The sequence below is a fragment of the Bradyrhizobium sp. F1.13.3 genome, assembly GCF_040548265.1.
Lineage (GTDB): Bacteria > Pseudomonadota > Alphaproteobacteria > Rhizobiales > Xanthobacteraceae > Bradyrhizobium.
In genome coordinates this window covers 480,285-495,044 of the sequence record NZ_JBEPRI010000001.1, presented here as the reverse complement: position 1 = coordinate 495,044, position 14,760 = coordinate 480,285, and the positions used below count along the sequence as shown (strand labels likewise).

The following is a 14,760-nucleotide window of genomic DNA, read 5'->3' as shown; positions in this document are numbered from 1 at the left end:
TCCGCGCGGGCGTTGTAAAGCAGGGCATGGTTGAGAAAAAGCCTTCCCTGGACATCAAATCCCTCGCCCATGATCTCCGCGCCGGCAGCCGCGCGGCGCTCGCGCGCGCCATCACACTGGTCGAGAGCCGGCGCAGCGACCATCAGGCGCTGGCGCGCGAGCTGGTGCAGATGCTCTTGCCTGACACCGGCAGGGCGGTCCGCGTCGGCATCACCGGCTCGCCCGGCGTCGGCAAATCCACCACCATCGACGCGCTCGGCACCCATCTCATCGAGCACGGCCACAAGGTCGCGGTGCTCGCGGTCGATCCATCCTCGGCGCGCAGCGGCGGCTCGATCCTCGGCGACAAGACGCGGATGGCCCGGCTCTCGGCCTCCGACGACGCCTTCATCCGCCCCTCGCCGTCCTCCGGCACGCTCGGCGGCGTCGCCGCGAAAACGCGCGAGGCGATGCTGCTCTGCGAAGCCGCCGGCTTCGACGTTGTGCTGGTCGAGACCGTCGGCATCGGCCAGTCCGAGACGGCGGTCTGCGACATGACCGATTTCTTCCTGGCTCTGATGCTGCCGGGCGGCGGCGACGAGCTCCAGGGGATCAAGAAGGGTCTGGTCGAGCTCGCCGACATGATCGCGATCAACAAGGCCGACGGCGACAATCTCAAGCGCGCCAACATCACCGCCGCCGATTATCGCGGCGCGCTGCATATCCTGACGCCACGCTCCGAACATTGGCATCCGCCGGTCGAAACCTATTCGGCGCTGACCGGCGACGGCATCGCGAAGATCTGGCAAAAGGTCCTCGATCACCGCAAGGCGATGAATGCATCCGGCGACTTCGCCGCACGGCGCCGCCAGCAGCAGGTGAAATGGATGTGGTCGATGCTGGAGCAGCGCATGCTGGCGCGGTTGCGCAGCGAGGCGTCGGTGCGGACCAAGGTCCGGAAGATCGAGACTGAAGTGGCGGACGGCCATCTCACGCCGGCGCTCGCCGCCGAAAAGATCCTGGAGTTGCTGCAATGAGCGACAAGCTCCGCATTCTGCTCACCGGCTTCGGCCCGTTTCCCGGCGCGCCCTACAATCCGACCCAGCCGCTGGTCGCCCGGCTGGCGCAATTACGCCGTCCCGCACTCGACGATGCCGCGATCTCCAGCCACATCTTCCCGGTCACCTATGCTGCGGTGGACCGGCAATTGCCGGAGGTGCTCGCGAAAGAGAAGCCCGACGCTCTGCTGATGTTCGGCCTCGCCGCACGCACGCCCTATCTGCGCATCGAGAGCCGCGCGCGCAACGCCGTCACCATGCTGTGGCCCGATGCCGCAAACACCCGCTCGAGCAAACGCGGCATCGCCGGCCATGCGGACGCGATGATTTTCGGCCCGCACACCGCAAGGCTGCTGCGCGCCGCGCGCCTCACCGGCATCGACGCGCGCCCCTCGCGCGATGCTGGCGCCTATCTCTGCAACTACCTAAGCTGGCGCGCGATCGAAAACGTCAGGGCCGGCGGGCCGCAGCTTGCGGCGTTCATCCATATCCCCCTGCTCGCGCGCAGTGGCGCCGTGCGCCGCAAGGGCGCGCCGCGGATCACGCTCGAGGAACTGGTGGACGCCGGGGAAGCGATGCTGATGGAGATGGTACAGCTGGCACGGAAGGCGCGGAACACGACTGCGTAAACATTTAACCCTACCGCGAACAATCCTCACGCGACCAGCCGCCCTGCGCTACCAACCGCTGCGGACCCCCGCGTCCGCCGGAGGACGCGTCATGGACCTCAATCGCCGCCATCTCATCGGAGCTTCGACCGCGGGCATCGCCGGCGCGCTCGCGATACCAGCCGACGCCGCGCGTGCCGCGCCGCTGACGTCGCTGCTCGGCCGCGATGCCACGCAATATGGCGTGCGACCCGGCAGCAGCGAGGATCAGACCCGCGCGCTCCAGCGTGCGATCGACGAGGCCGCGCGAGCGCAGATGCCGCTGGCGCTGCCACCCGGCATCTACCGCAGTGGGTTGCTACGTTTGCCAAATGGCGCGCAACTGATCGGCGTGCGCGGCGCGACCAAGCTCATCTTCACTGGCGGGGCCTCGGCCATCCAGAGCGACCGCTCCGATTCAATTGGGCTCACCGGTCTCACCTTCGACGGTGGCGGCATTCCGCTGCCGACGCGGCGCGGGCTGATCCACGTGCTCGGCGGGCGCGACGTCCGCATCACCGGTTGCGAGATCACGGGGTCCGGCGGCAGCGGCATCTGGCTCGAGCAAGTCTCCGGCGACATCTCGGGCAACATCTTTACCAACATCGCGGTGACGGCGGTGGTGTCGTTCGACGCCAGAGGTCTCAGCGTCTCCCACAACACCATCACCGGCACCAACGACAACGGCATCGAGATCCTGCGCACGGCCATCGGCGATGACGGCACGCTGGTCACCGATAACCGCATCGAGGACATCAAGGCGGGCCCCGGCGGCTCCGGCCAGTACGGCAACGCCATCAACGCGTTCCGCACCGGCAACGTCATCGTGCGCGGCAATCGCATCAAGAACTGCGATTACTCCGCCGTGCGCGGCAACTCGGCCTCGAACATCCACATCACCGGCAACAGCGTCAGCGACGTGCGCGAGGTCGCGCTCTATTCGGAATTCGCGTTCGAGGCCGCGGTGATCGCCAACAACATTGTGGACGGCGCCGCCGTCGGCGTCTCCGTCTGCAATTTCAACGAAGGCGGCCGCATCGCCGTGGTCCAGGGCAACATCATCCGCAATCTGATCCCGAAGCGGCCGATCGGCACCGCGCCGGATGACGATGCCGGCATCGGCATCTACATCGAGGCGGATTCATCGGTCACCGGCAACGTGATCGAGAACGCGCCGTCCTACGGCATCGTCGCCGGCTGGGGCAAATATCTCCGCGACGTCGCCATCACGGGCAACGTGATCCGCAAGGCAATGGCCGGCGTCGGCGTGTCCGTCGTGCCCGGCGCCGGCACCGCGCTCGTCAACAACAACATGATCTCGGAAACCCCGCGCGGCGCCGTAGTCGGCCTCGATCACGCGCGCGCGGTAACGTCCGACCTGTCGGTGGACGGCGCCCAGCGGTTTGCGCAATTGGTCGTCGGCGGGAATGCGGTGCGGCGGTAGCTGCCGTTCCTCGCCTCCGGCTCCCAAACGTTAGAACGCGTTCCGCAGCAGCGGGTACTTCGCTTCGAGGCCGTCGAGGCTGAAGGTGAACTCAACCAGGCGCTCGGGGGCGGCGACAATTTCGGCCGCCGGCGGGGAGAACTGCGGCAGAAGCGCCGCCATCGCGGCCAGCGCCTTGGGCGCTGCCATCGCGGGCGGCACCTTGGGCCCTGTCATTGCCACGGGCGCGGTGGGCGGCGCCATGGCAGCAGGCACTTCGAGCGGTGCCATCGGGGCCGGCGCGGCGACCGGCGTAGGCGGGGCTTCGGAGATTTCGGCGAGAACGCCCGGCTTGGGATCGAGCCTGACCGGCACGGCGGTCTCGGGGGCGATGTGCACGGCCTTCGGTTGCACGGTCTGCGCCTGCTGCTCGCGCGGAAACATGCGGGGCATTGTCGCCGGCGACCAGCCGAATGCGGGCGACACGCTCGCGGCCGCCGTGGCGACGTCAGCGCCGGTGGCAAGCGCGCGCCAGGTCTGGACCGCGAGCTTGGCTTCCTGGATGTTTTCGAGAAACGCGATCTCGGAGTGATAGCGGCGCCAGCGCCCGGTTTCGAACATCTCGGAGAGATGCACCAGCCGCTGCTCGGCGAGAGCGCACCAGCGTGCCGCAATGTCGCGGCCAATGGCCACGTCGCGAACAGCCTCTTGGCGATGTGTCATAAATCAGCCCGTCAGGAGAAAATACGGACGCGACGCAACGCACACGAATCAATTTAGACGCGACGTGAATATTTTGTGGAAAAGTTTTGACTTGTCCAGCAACGACGATGTTTTCGTCGCCAAACTCCGTAGTCGTGCGGAGATTCAATGGGATTTGGAGTCAAGCTTCGCACAAGCGTAGCGCGCTTGCGGCGTGCCGGCAGAGCGGTGGGGATGAGGGAGTCATGATCTCTCAACCGGAAGCTGATCTCGTGCAGGGCTTCGAGGAATCGGACGTCCGAAAAGAAAAGACCCGTCCGGGGGGACAACCGGACGGGTCGAGCCATATGGGCGCTTGGGGTGGATGGGCGCTCGCGCCTGATATGACTTATGGGGAGGGATAACCGCTCCCACATAATTTGGTCGTGGCAGCGGGCCGAACGTTCAATGCGGCGTTTGATTTTTCGACCTTCGCGCGGCGCGCAAAGTTGTCGCAGTCGCTATCGCGTCGCCGGACTATCCGCCTGAGAAACCATGGCTTTATCCTCGGTGCTCGACAACGAAGGTTGCTCTAATGCGCGGATGCCAGGCCCGTCGCGACGCTTCTCGATATCTTCACGTTTTGTTGTACCGGACGCGGCTGCGACCGGCGTCGCGCCGGCGGCGGGAACGGCCATGACCGCGGCAAACGCGTCGGCCTCGCCATCGCCGAAGAGATCGTCGCGCCCGGGTGAACCGAGGTCACGCGCCGTCTTCGCCAGCGTCGTGCGCAGCGCTTCCGGCTTCAAGGCGTAGTTGCGCTCGAGCAGCAGCGCCGCGACGCCGGAGACATAGGCGGCCGAGAACGAAGTACCCGACGTCATCTGGTATTTGCCGTCAGGCGCGGGGAGGAAGATATCGACGCCGGGGGCCGCGACCGCGATGTAGTTGCCACGGTTGGACGCGGTGAACAGCCTGTCCTGCTGGTCGGTCGCGCTGACCGCGATCACGTTGGGATTGGCGGCCGGATAGAGCGGCGGGGACTTCGCGCCGGCATTGCCGGCGGCCGCGATCAGCACCAGGCCACGCGCGGCGGTCGCGGCGATGGCCCGCTCGATCACCGCGTCTTTGGGGCCGGCAAAGCTCATGTTGACGATCTGCGCGCCATGCTCGGCGGCATAATTCAGCGAGCGCAAGATGATGTAGGACGAGCTCTCGGCCCCGCCGGTGGTGCCGCCGAAGGCGCGGATGGCGATGATGCGCGCCTCGGGCGCGCTGCCCATCAGCTTGGCATGCGCCACGATGGCGCCGGCAATTCCGGTGCCGTGAATGTGCGGGCCCTCGGCGATGCCGAGCGCATCGAAATTGTCGGCAATGGAATTGGCAAGTTCCGGATGTTGGACGTCGATGCCGGAGTCGATGACGGCAACCGTCACATTGGCGCCATGCGCCAGCGCATGTGCCTGCGGCAGCCTGAGCTTGGCCAGCGCATATTGCGCGGGATCTCCCTCGGTCGGCACCGACGATTTCTGGTCCTGGAGCATGTAGCGGAAATTCGGCTGGACCGAGCGCACGCTGCCGTCCGCCGCGAATTCGCGCCGCACCGTCGCGGAGGGCCGGCCGTCGGTGATGCGGAACAGTCCGAACGTTGCCCCGATCAGCGGAAAATTCTCGGAGGACACGCGGGTCAGGCCATGGCGGCGCGCAAGCTCATCGGCCTGCGTCGACGACAGCCCGGCATCGATCTCGGCAACGAATTCGTTGGCAAAGGTGCGCAAGTCCGCGGCGACGGGCGTGTTGTTGCCGCGCCCCCTCCCGGCGGTCTTCTTGCCCGATTTACTCGAGCCATCGCCGCCCGCGTTCTGCTGCGCCAGGCATTCGCCGGCGGCGTCGCGATAGGCCGCGGTACAGGCGGGATAGAGGTTCGGGGAGTAGCGCGCATAAGGCAGCACCGGCGTCGGCCCTATCCGCGCCGAAATCCTCGTCGTCACGATCGGACCTGGACCGCGGCCGACAGCCACCGCTCTGGCGGCAACACCGGGACTGACGCGTGCGGCGATGCCAGGTGAAATGGTCGGCATTCGGGAGGGGACGCTGATCGTGGGCGTGCGCATGATCGCCTGCGCCTGCGCAACCTCGACGCCGAGACAGGCGGCGAGCACAAGCGCGGCTGCGACCGACGAAGCCCAGGCCCCGGCTCTCACTCCATTTTCGGACTTGCGCGTCATCGGCTTGGAAGCGCTACGGCGCCGCGACGGCGAGGTTGACGAACTTCTCGCGCTGCATCTTGCCGAGCAGCGAGGCGAGTTCGTCCTGGCTCATCGCCTTGTCGAACTGGAGGCGGAACATGCCGCCCTTGGCATCACCGATGATCGAAGCCTGGTAGCCGTCGAGCAATGCCGTAATGTCGGCGACGCGCGCCTCGGGCGTAAAGCGCACCAGCGCGCGCGCCGGCGGGACGCTCGTGCCGAGGTCACGTGTGAGCGGAGCGCTGGTCGAGAGCGAAGCAGTCTGGAAGGTCGCAGTCTGGGTCTTCGTCAACACGGCGCCGATGATTCCGGCTTGCAGCACGAGCGCCATGGCGCCAAGGCTCGCCGACCAGGCCAGAGTGCGCGGCGACAGGCTCGCAAAGAAGGTGGCGATGCGCGCCGACAGCGGCAGCGAACCGGCCGCCCGCGCCGGCTCGGCGTCGATCGCTGCGAACAGCTTTTGCATCGCGCGCGCCGACGGAGCACCCAGGCTCTCGTTCAGATGAATGGTCTCTTCATACTCGCCGCGGATCGCGGCGTATTGCTTCGCGAGCTCCGGATCGCGCGCCAGCGCCTCGTCGACGCGGCGCGCATCGCGCGGGTTCAGCGTGCCGGCGGCGTGCCACGGCAGCAGCAGTTCAATTTCACCGGGCTCTTGCTCCAGCATCTTCTTGCTCAAAGCCATCATGGCCAGCCTCGCTCAATGCCGGCTGCCTTCAGCAGTTCGGCCAATTTCTTGCGCGCATAGAACAAGCGCGTCTTCACAGTGTTCTCCGGGATGCCAACGATTTCGGCCACCTCTTCCACGGATTTTTCGTGGTAGTAGACGAGATCGACGATTTCCCGATGATCCGGCGAGAGGCCCGTCAGACACTCCCGCAACGCTTCACTGGTATCCTTCTTCTGCACCGCCGTTTCCGGATTGTCGGACGTATCCTCGATCGCGTTCGCGGCGTCGTCGTCCAACTCAAAATCCTTCCTGCGCCGGAGCGCAGACAGGGCCTTGAATCGGGTAATGGCCAGCAGCCAGGTGGAAACGGCGGATCGGCCCTCGAACTTGCCGGCTTGACGCCAGACGTCGAGAAATACCTCACTGATGAGGTCTTCTGCCGTCTGCTCGTCCCGCACGAGCCGGAGGCCGAACCGATACACCCTGACATGGTGCCGCCCGTACAGCACCTGCATGGCGAGCCGGTCGCCTTGAGCGATCCTGGCGATCAGGATCTCGTCCGAAGCCGCTTGTGTCACGCTCAAAGGCCGTCTCGCAAGGTTGGTCGGGTCGATGCGGCAGACGGTTCGACGGGAGGGGTAAAATTCTTCAACCTACCGCAGTCATACGGGGGGCTGTGTGATCTACCCCACATACGCGAAATTTCCTGTTGCCACCCGCGGCTGGGCGCCTCGCTCAAGAACGGTAACATAGTAATGAAGCACTTTCCTGCGCAATGCCGTCCCAGCATAGACGGTCCGACGTGCATGGAACCTTAGCAGCCTAGCACGACATATGTCTTCCGAAGCCCTGCTTTGGCTCGAACGCGTCGCACACGATGCCTAATCGCCGGCAAATTCCTGGAGCGGTCGACATCCCGCGCTGCCGCGCTGCACAGCGTGGATTCGGTTTCGAAGGATACCAAACCTAAAGGCTTGGGACGTAGATTTTTGCGCTGACATCCACCATTGGCGGGACCATGAGCACGGCTGCGACGTCCTTTCCCGAGAGGAATGCCGCTGAGGCCGCGGATCTCGCCCTGACGACCGAGGCAGCGGCACCCGAAGTCCTGGCGCGCCGGATCCGGCAGCGGCGCCAGATGTATGTCGGCCAGGTGGCGAGCTACTCGCTCGGCGCCTCCGTCCTGCTGCTCTACGCCTTTGACGGCGTGATCTCCATGGGCGTTCCGTCACTGTTCTGGCTCAGCGGCCTTCTGATCATCGGTACCTTCACCGTGCTGTCGGAAGCGGGCTTCGCCGACCGGTTCGAGGATCATTACCTCACCGTCTTCCAGATCTCGGCGCATATGACGCTGCAACTGCTGTTCCTGCTCGCGGTGCCGACAGTCGGAGTCGCGTTCCTGGCCGTGCTGTTTCTGATCTTCGCCTTCGGCACGCTTCGCATGACCTCGAGTCAGGCGATGCTCACCTGGGGTCTCGCCACGTGCGGGCTCGCCTTGGTCTTCCTCGCCTCGGACTTGCCAATCGGACTGCCGGTTGCGACCCAGCTGCAACGGGCCGCTTCGATGCTGTGCTTCGTGCTGGTAATCGGCCAGTGCGCCTTCCTCGGCCTGTTCGGCGCCACGCTGCGCAAGATCCTGTACCGGCGCAGCATCGAGCTGAAGGCCGCCTATCAGCGCATCGAGGAGCTGGCGGAGCTCGACGAGCTCACCGGCTCCTACAACCGCCGCTGCATCATGCGGCTTCTCGACGCCGAGATCGAAAAATCGCGGCAGACATCGAAGCCTTGCGCGATCGCACTGATCGACCTCGACTGGTTCAAGCGCATCAACGACGCCCATGGCCATCCCGTCGGCGACGAGGTGCTGCGCACCTTCGCGATCACCATTTTCGCCAATATCCGCCCGGCCGACTGCTTCGGCCGCTACGGCGGAGAGGAATTCTTGCTGCTGCTGCCGGGGATGGACGGCGATGCGGCGTCACGCATGCTCGATCGGCTGCGCGGCATCGTCGCAGATCTGGACTGGAGCGCATTCTCCCCAGGTATGCGCGTGACCATTTCCGCGGGCGTTGTGACGCTGCGCGACAACGATACTGCCGATACCTTTCTCGTGCGCGCCGACAGCGCGCTCTATTCCGCCAAGGCACAAGGGCGCAACCGCATTGCAACGAGCTGACCAATCCATTTTCTCCCGGCGCGACAGAAGCCGCTGCCGGGCCGACCGCTCCAGGACAGGGCAATGAGATCCAAATCCGCAAAATCATCCGAGAATTTGCTCGAGGAATTGCAAACCACGCTCTCGCACGGCACCGTTGCGCACCGGGTCGAGATGCTGCGCCGCGTCACCGATCTCTTCGTGGGCAATGCGGTGGATTATTCCGGCGACCACGTTCGTGTGTTCGACGACGTGTTCCAATGCCTGATCGAGCAGATCGAGACATCCGCCAGGGCGCTGCTTGCCGAGCGCCTCGCACCGATCGCGGCTGCGCCGCCGAAGATCATCCGCACGCTCGCGCTCGACGAGGTGATCGAGGTTTCCGGCCCCGTGCTGTCGAAATCCGAACGGCTGGACGAGGCGACCCTGATCGAGATTGCGCGTACCAGGGGCCAGGCCCATCTCAAGGCGATCTCGCTGCGGCGGGTGCTGTCGGAAGCGCTGAGCGACGTGCTGGTGACCCGCGGCGACGAGGACGTGGTGCAATCAACCGTCAGCAATCCGGGCGCGCAACTGTCCGAGGGAAGTCTCGCCGACCTCGTGACCCGCGCCGAGCGTGACGACGACCTCGCCAGCTGCATCGGCCTGCGGCCTGACCTGCCCCGCCATCATTATTTGAAGCTGGTCGCGAAGGCCTCCTTGGCCGTGCGCCGGAAGCTGGAGGCCGCGCATCCGGAGCTTGCGGACGACGTGTCCAGCGTGGTCCAGGAAGCGGCCCAGCGGATCCGCGCCGCCGCCATGACCAGGCAGACCGAGAGGGCACGGGCGCTGGTGAAGTCGCTGCACGAGGACGGCCGCCTCACCGAGCTCCAGGTCGCCACCTTCGCAGAGCAGGGCAAGTTCGACGAGACCAATGCGGGGCTCGCGGCGCTTGCGGGCGTCGCGGTCGAGACCGCCGAGACCATGATGATCGAAAGCCGGGTCGAGGGCGTGATGATCCTCGCCAAGGTCGCGGCCATGCAATGGTCGAGCGTCCGCGCCATCATCGCCCTGCGCGAGAAGCTCTCAGGCGGCTCGCAGACCGACATGCTGACGCTGCGCGACGCTTACGAGGCGCTGCGCAGCTCGACCGCGCAGCAGGTGCTGCGCTTCCACCGCATGCAGCAGGGTGCGACGCCGGCGGCGTAAAGCGGGCGAGCTAGTAGCGTAGGACCTTCGCCCCCGCCAGCGCGCCAATTGCCGTCACCAACGCGGTGGCGAGCGTGTACCAGGTCGCGACGAACAGCGGTGAGTCATCGGTGCAGTGCGAGGCGTACAGCGTCGCGGCGAGCCCGGCCGACACCAGGCCGGCGAGCGCTCCGGCGAGCGCGGGGTGCGACGGCGCGCCGTGGCGCAGGCCGAACAAGGCCCCCGCAAGCAGCGGCAGCGACATCGCAGGGATTGCGAACAGGCACACCCTGGAATTCTTGCCCATCAATCGCATCGTCACCGGCATGGCCGGCGCCATCATCGCCTCGCTGCCGATCGCCACCGCGAGCAGCCCGACGGGCAGCAGCAGCAGCCAGCCCCAGCCACGCAGCAAGGCTTCGGGACGCGACAGATGCAGGCTGACGATGATCGCCGGGATCGCGAGCGACAGCGTGACCGCGAACTTCATGTCGAAGAACGGGTTGCGCATCGCACTCATCACGTCGTGACGCACACCCAGGAAAGTGGCGAAGATCAGGATCGACAGGGGCGCGGCGACCAGCAGCGCCATGGTCAGCACCGCGCCGACGCGCGGCGGACGATGGGCGTTGTCGGCCGCGAGCGAGCGAATGAGTTGATCGGTATCCATGACTACTGCTCCCGCAGTTTGGCAGTCAGCGCCGCAAGTCCGCGATGCAGCGCGACCCGCACCGCGCCCTCGCTCATCGAATATTTCACCGCCGTGTCCTTGATCGAGGTGCTGTCGACCGCGATCGACTGCAACACGTCGCGCTGGCGTTGCGGCAGCGTCTTGAGCTGGCTGGCGACTTCGCCTGCCGAAGCCGTCTCCTGCGGCGCCTCGCCCGGCAGGATCTCGGCGAAATCGTCGATATTGACGAAGATCCGCCTGCCCCGTCGCCGCAGCATGTCGATCAGCTTGTTGCGGCCGATCGCAAACAGCCACGGGGCGAAGGGGGCTTCGCTGTCCCAAGTGTGCCGCTTCAGATGCACCGCCAACAGAATCTCCTGCACGATATCCTCAGCCTGGTCGGGAGGCTGCCCGGCCCGCGCCAGGCCACGCCTCGCGGCAGCGCGCAGCACAGGCGTGACCGCCTTCAACAGGCGATGATACGCCGCGTCATCGCCTGCCATGGCCGACCGCATCAGGCCGGTCCACTCGTCCTCACGTCCGCGCACGCGCGCCCTCACCATGCAATTCGGCCGCTCTTTCAGTTTGTTACGCCGGCAGCGGCAAGATCACGAATTCGTGATCTGTGCCTGGCCACGCGACCGAAGCGGCCGTCAGGATTTGCGACGGCTCTTAACACCGATCGGTCCCGTTCGCACCCCGTGGCCAGTCGCGACGGCAGCGGTTTGCCGCGCTTTTGCCCAGTGTGGCCCGAAGATTCCCATTTTCTGCCCCGCTGTGGTCACGCCCCAGGGTCTCTGTTCGGTCCCGGGACGGGCGGAATTTGGGGAGATCGTCAACATGATGAAAGCCAGCGGGCGCGCGGCCGTGATTCTCCTGGCCGGGTTTTTCTTGGCCGGGCTTTTCGTGCTGTTCGGGGGCGTTGCACAGGCGGCGCCGGGTTCAGCCGCAAGCAGCAAGTCGGACAGTGCAGGCAAACAGGCCGACGCGGTCAAGCCTAGCAAGCAGCAGCGGCGTCACACGTCGCGCCACCGCGACAGCACCAAGACGGCGCAGAAATCCGACGACAAGGCCGACAAGAAGGACGCCGCGGCAACCGCCGACGAGGCGAAGGCCGACAATCGTGACATGCCGGCGTCGAGCCAGATGCCGCCGGAAGTTGCGAACGCCAATGCGCAGCTCGCGGCCGCCGAAACACCGACAGCAGCTGCCGCTTCCGCAATGACGGGCCGCGCCAACGACAACGTCCAGGCAGCGGCCGATAATACCGCCGCCCCGAACGCCGAGAGCCAAGTCGTCCCACCCGATCAGCTCAACGACATCGACCGCGCCCTGCAACGGGACAACGCGCCGGCGCCGAAGGCGGTGATTGCCGCAACCGAGGCGCAGCCGCGTCCGGCACCGGTGATGGCAAGCAGCCAACAGAGTTCGGCCTGGGACCAGAGCTCCCTGATCGGAAAAATCTTCATCGGCGTCGGCACGCTGCTGACGCTGGCCTCGGCCGCGCGCATGTTCATGGCCTGATTGTGGCCTGATAGCCGTCCGGAACGCGGACCTCGCCGCGTGTCCCGGGCGCTCCTGCTCCGATGGCCTTGGCGCCTCTTGAAGCCCACCGCACGAGCGGGCACATTGCCCGCTCAACCAAAAGCGTGGGTGGAGCATGAGCACGTTCGAACACATCATCGTCGAAAGCAAAGGCGCGGTCGGCATCATCAAGCTGAACCGGCCGAAGCTGCTCAACGCACTCTCCTTCGGCGTCTTCCGCGAGATCGCCGCGGCAGTCGACGATCTCGAAGCGGATGACGCCATCGGCTCCATCGTCGTGACCGGCAGCGAGAAGGCATTTGCCGCCGGCGCCGACATCAAGGAGATGCAGCCGAAAGCCTTCATCGACATGTTCTCGGAGGATTTTGCCGCGATCGGCGGCGATCGGATCGCGCGCTGCCGCAAGCCGACGATCGCCGCAGTCGCGGGCTATGCGCTGGGCGGCGGCTGCGAGCTCGCGATGATGTGCGACTTCATCATCGCCGCCGACACCGCCAAATTTGGTCAACCCGAAATCACGCTCGGCACCATCCCCGGCATCGGCGGCACCCAGCGCCTGACCCGTGCGATCGGCAAGTCCAAGGCGATGGACCTTTGCCTCACCGGCCGCATGATGGATGCAGCCGAAGCCGAGCGCAGCGGCCTCGTCAGCCGCATCGTGCCGGCCGACAAGCTGATGGACGAGGTGATGGCCGCGGCCGAGAAGATCGCCGCGATGTCGCGGCCCGCGGTCGCGATGGCCAAGGAAGCGGTCAACCGCGCCTTCGAGACCACGCTCGCCGAGGGCATGAGCGTCGAGCGCAACCTGTTCCACGCGACCTTCGCGCTGGAGGACCGCTCCGAAGGCATGGCGGCGTTCATCGAGAAGCGCAAACCGGTGAACAAGAACCGGTAAGGAGGGGAGCGGTCAGGCTGGTGTAAGGCTCTGCCGCTTTCCCGCAGAATCCCTGTGATGTACCTGCAACAAGCACGGAATACATGGGGGTTTCCCCCGCGGCAGTTTGCCTGCGAGACCTCGGCTGGTTAAACAGTTAAGAGAGCCGCCGTCGGCGGGGGCGGACAGCCGGGATTTGCGGATTACATGATTGGGCGTGCCGCCAGAGCTGGTCGCGTGATGACGCGGCATCGATCGGGCGTGGCTCCTCTGCTCGCGACATGGACCACGGTGGCGCTCTGTTGCGCCCTGCCCTCCGCTGCACGGGCGGAAGCGCTCCCGGAGGCGCTCGCCAAAGCCTACCAGACCAATCCGCAGCTCAATGCCGAGCGTGCGCGGCAGCGCGCCACCGACGAGAACGTGCCGCAGGCCCTCGCCGGCTACCGGCCACAGATCGAGGCAAGCCTCAGCGCCGGGCTGCAATCGGTCCGCAATCTGCTGCCCAACAACACCATCCAGACCGCCAATCTGAAGCCATGGATCATCGGCGTCACCGTGTCGCAGACCCTGTTCAACGGTTTCCGCACCGCCAACAACGTGCGGGCCGCTGAACTCCAGGTACAGTCGGGCCGCGAGGCGCTGCGCAACGTCGGCCAGGGCGTGCTGCTCGACGCGGTCACCGCCTATACCAATGTGCTCGCCAACCAGTCGCTGGTCGAGGCGCAGCGCTCCAACGTCGCCTTCCTGCGCGAAACGCTTTCGGTCACCCAGCGGCGCCTCAACGCCGGCGACGTCACGCCGACCGACAGCGCCCAGGCCGAGGCGCGGCTCAACCGCGGGCTTTCCGATCTCAACGCCGCCGAAGTCGCGCTGGCGGTGAGCCAAGCGATCTACGCGCAAGTGATCGGCAATGCTCCGTCGCAGCTTCGGGTCGCCGAAGTCGTCGACCGCTATCTGCCGAAGAGCCGCGAAGACGCGCTGACGATGGCGATCCGCCAGCACCCGGCGGTGATGGCGGCGGGCTTCGACGTCGATGTCGCCTCCACCAACATCCGCGTCGCCGAAGGCGCGCTGCTGCCGAGCGCCAGCGTCCAGGGCAGCGCCAGCAAGAGCCGCAACAACGACCCGACGCTCGGCACCTTCGCCGAAGATCAGGCCTCGATCGTCGCCAATGTCACCGTGCCGATCTACGACGGCGGCCAGGCCGCCGCACAGACCCGGCAGGCCAAGGAAATCACGGCGCAGAGCCGGCTCGTGCTCGACCAGGTGCGCAACCAGGCGCGCACCGCGGCGGTCAGCGCGTGGGTTGCCAATGAAGGTGCCAAGGTCGCGGTCTCGGCCTCGGAGTCCGAAGTGAAGGCGGCGACCGTCGCGCTCCAGGGCGTGCAGCGCGAGGCCGCCGGCGGACAGCGCACGACAGTGGATGTGCTGAACTCGCAGGCCGATTTGATCCAGGCCAAGGCCCGCCTGATCGGCGCCAATCGCGACCGCGTGATCGCCTCCTACACGCTGCTCAGCGCCGTCGGCCATCTCGACGTCAAAACCTTGAGCCTGAATACGCCGGACTATCTGCCCGAGGTACACTACCATCAGGTCCGCGACGCCTGGCACGGCCTGCGCACGCCGTCCGGGCAGTAGTTTC

14 protein-coding genes are annotated in these 14,760 nt (G+C 66.1%); 8 read left to right on the top strand and 6 right to left on the bottom strand.

What is annotated here, in order from left to right; genetic code table 11:
• Positions 1–26: 26 nt before the first annotated feature.
• From meaB to ABIB66_RS02240, 3 genes are all read left to right on the top strand, one after another.
• Entirely contained in the window at positions 27–1,016 is a 990-nt protein-coding gene (meaB, locus tag ABIB66_RS02250) for a methylmalonyl Co-A mutase-associated GTPase MeaB (RefSeq protein WP_354206867.1), read from the top strand.
• Positions 1,013–1,666, top strand: a complete 654-nt coding sequence (locus tag ABIB66_RS02245) for a pyroglutamyl-peptidase I (protein WP_354206869.1) — start codon at positions 1,013–1,015, stop codon at positions 1,664–1,666. Before meaB ends, ABIB66_RS02245 begins: the two co-directional genes overlap by 4 nt.
• 91 nt (positions 1,667–1,757) lie before the next feature.
• On the top strand, positions 1,758–3,128 hold the full coding sequence (locus ABIB66_RS02240; RefSeq protein WP_354206871.1) for a TIGR03808 family TAT-translocated repetitive protein: 1,371 nt from the start codon (positions 1,758–1,760) through the stop codon (positions 3,126–3,128).
• Positions 3,129–3,158: 30 nt separating this feature from the next.
• Here the strand turns inward: ABIB66_RS02240 and ABIB66_RS02235 are convergent, their stop codons facing one another.
• From ABIB66_RS02235 to ABIB66_RS02220, 4 genes are all read right to left on the bottom strand, one after another.
• Complete coding sequence (locus tag ABIB66_RS02235; RefSeq protein ID WP_354207341.1) at positions 3,159–3,800, bottom strand: TIGR03809 family protein; 642 nt, start codon at positions 3,798–3,800, stop codon at positions 3,159–3,161.
• A gap of 509 nt (positions 3,801–4,309) precedes the next feature.
• Positions 4,310–6,016, bottom strand: a complete 1,707-nt coding sequence (locus ABIB66_RS02230) for a S8 family serine peptidase (RefSeq protein ID WP_354206873.1) — start codon at positions 6,014–6,016, stop codon at positions 4,310–4,312.
• Positions 6,017–6,029: 13 nt separating this feature from the next.
• The gene (locus ABIB66_RS02225; RefSeq protein ID WP_275170645.1) at positions 6,030–6,725 is read right to left on the bottom strand and encodes a hypothetical protein; all 696 of its coding nucleotides are present in this window, start codon (positions 6,723–6,725) and stop codon (positions 6,030–6,032) included.
• Positions 6,722–7,291, bottom strand: a complete 570-nt coding sequence (locus tag ABIB66_RS02220; protein ID WP_354206875.1) for a sigma-70 family RNA polymerase sigma factor — start codon at positions 7,289–7,291, stop codon at positions 6,722–6,724. Before ABIB66_RS02220 ends, ABIB66_RS02225 begins: the two co-directional genes overlap by 4 nt.
• 434 nt (positions 7,292–7,725) lie before the next feature.
• Between ABIB66_RS02220 and ABIB66_RS02215 the strand changes: the two genes are divergently transcribed.
• The gene (locus tag ABIB66_RS02215) at positions 7,726–8,883 is read left to right on the top strand and encodes a GGDEF domain-containing protein (protein WP_354206877.1); all 1,158 of its coding nucleotides are present in this window, start codon (positions 7,726–7,728) and stop codon (positions 8,881–8,883) included.
• A gap of 63 nt (positions 8,884–8,946) precedes the next feature.
• On the top strand, positions 8,947–10,050 hold the full coding sequence (locus ABIB66_RS02210; RefSeq protein ID WP_354206879.1) for a DUF2336 domain-containing protein: 1,104 nt from the start codon (positions 8,947–8,949) through the stop codon (positions 10,048–10,050).
• A gap of 10 nt (positions 10,051–10,060) precedes the next feature.
• On the opposite strand, the gene ABIB66_RS02205 is transcribed toward ABIB66_RS02210, so the two are convergent.
• Both ABIB66_RS02205 and ABIB66_RS02200 read right to left on the bottom strand, forming a co-directional pair.
• Positions 10,061–10,699 (bottom strand): NrsF family protein, encoded by a 639-nt coding sequence (locus ABIB66_RS02205; protein ID WP_354206881.1) that lies wholly within the window; start codon positions 10,697–10,699, stop codon positions 10,061–10,063.
• 2 nt (positions 10,700–10,701) lie between these two features.
• Positions 10,702–11,247, bottom strand: coding sequence for a sigma-70 family RNA polymerase sigma factor (locus tag ABIB66_RS02200; protein ID WP_354206883.1), 546 nt, complete (start codon positions 11,245–11,247; stop codon positions 10,702–10,704).
• A gap of 292 nt (positions 11,248–11,539) precedes the next feature.
• On the opposite strand from ABIB66_RS02200, the gene ABIB66_RS02195 reads away from it, so the two are divergent.
• The 3 genes from ABIB66_RS02195 to ABIB66_RS02185 all read left to right on the top strand — a co-directional run bounded on the left by ABIB66_RS02195 (position 11,540) and on the right by ABIB66_RS02185 (position 14,756).
• Positions 11,540–12,223, top strand: a complete 684-nt coding sequence (locus tag ABIB66_RS02195) for a hypothetical protein (protein ID WP_275170640.1) — start codon at positions 11,540–11,542, stop codon at positions 12,221–12,223.
• Between the two features lie 136 nt (positions 12,224–12,359).
• Entirely contained in the window at positions 12,360–13,139 is a 780-nt protein-coding gene (locus ABIB66_RS02190) for an enoyl-CoA hydratase (protein ID WP_354206885.1), read from the top strand.
• 186 nt (positions 13,140–13,325) lie between these two features.
• Positions 13,326–14,756, top strand: coding sequence for a TolC family outer membrane protein (locus tag ABIB66_RS02185; protein WP_502917387.1), 1,431 nt, complete (start codon positions 13,326–13,328; stop codon positions 14,754–14,756).
• Positions 14,757–14,760: the final 4 nt, after the last annotated feature.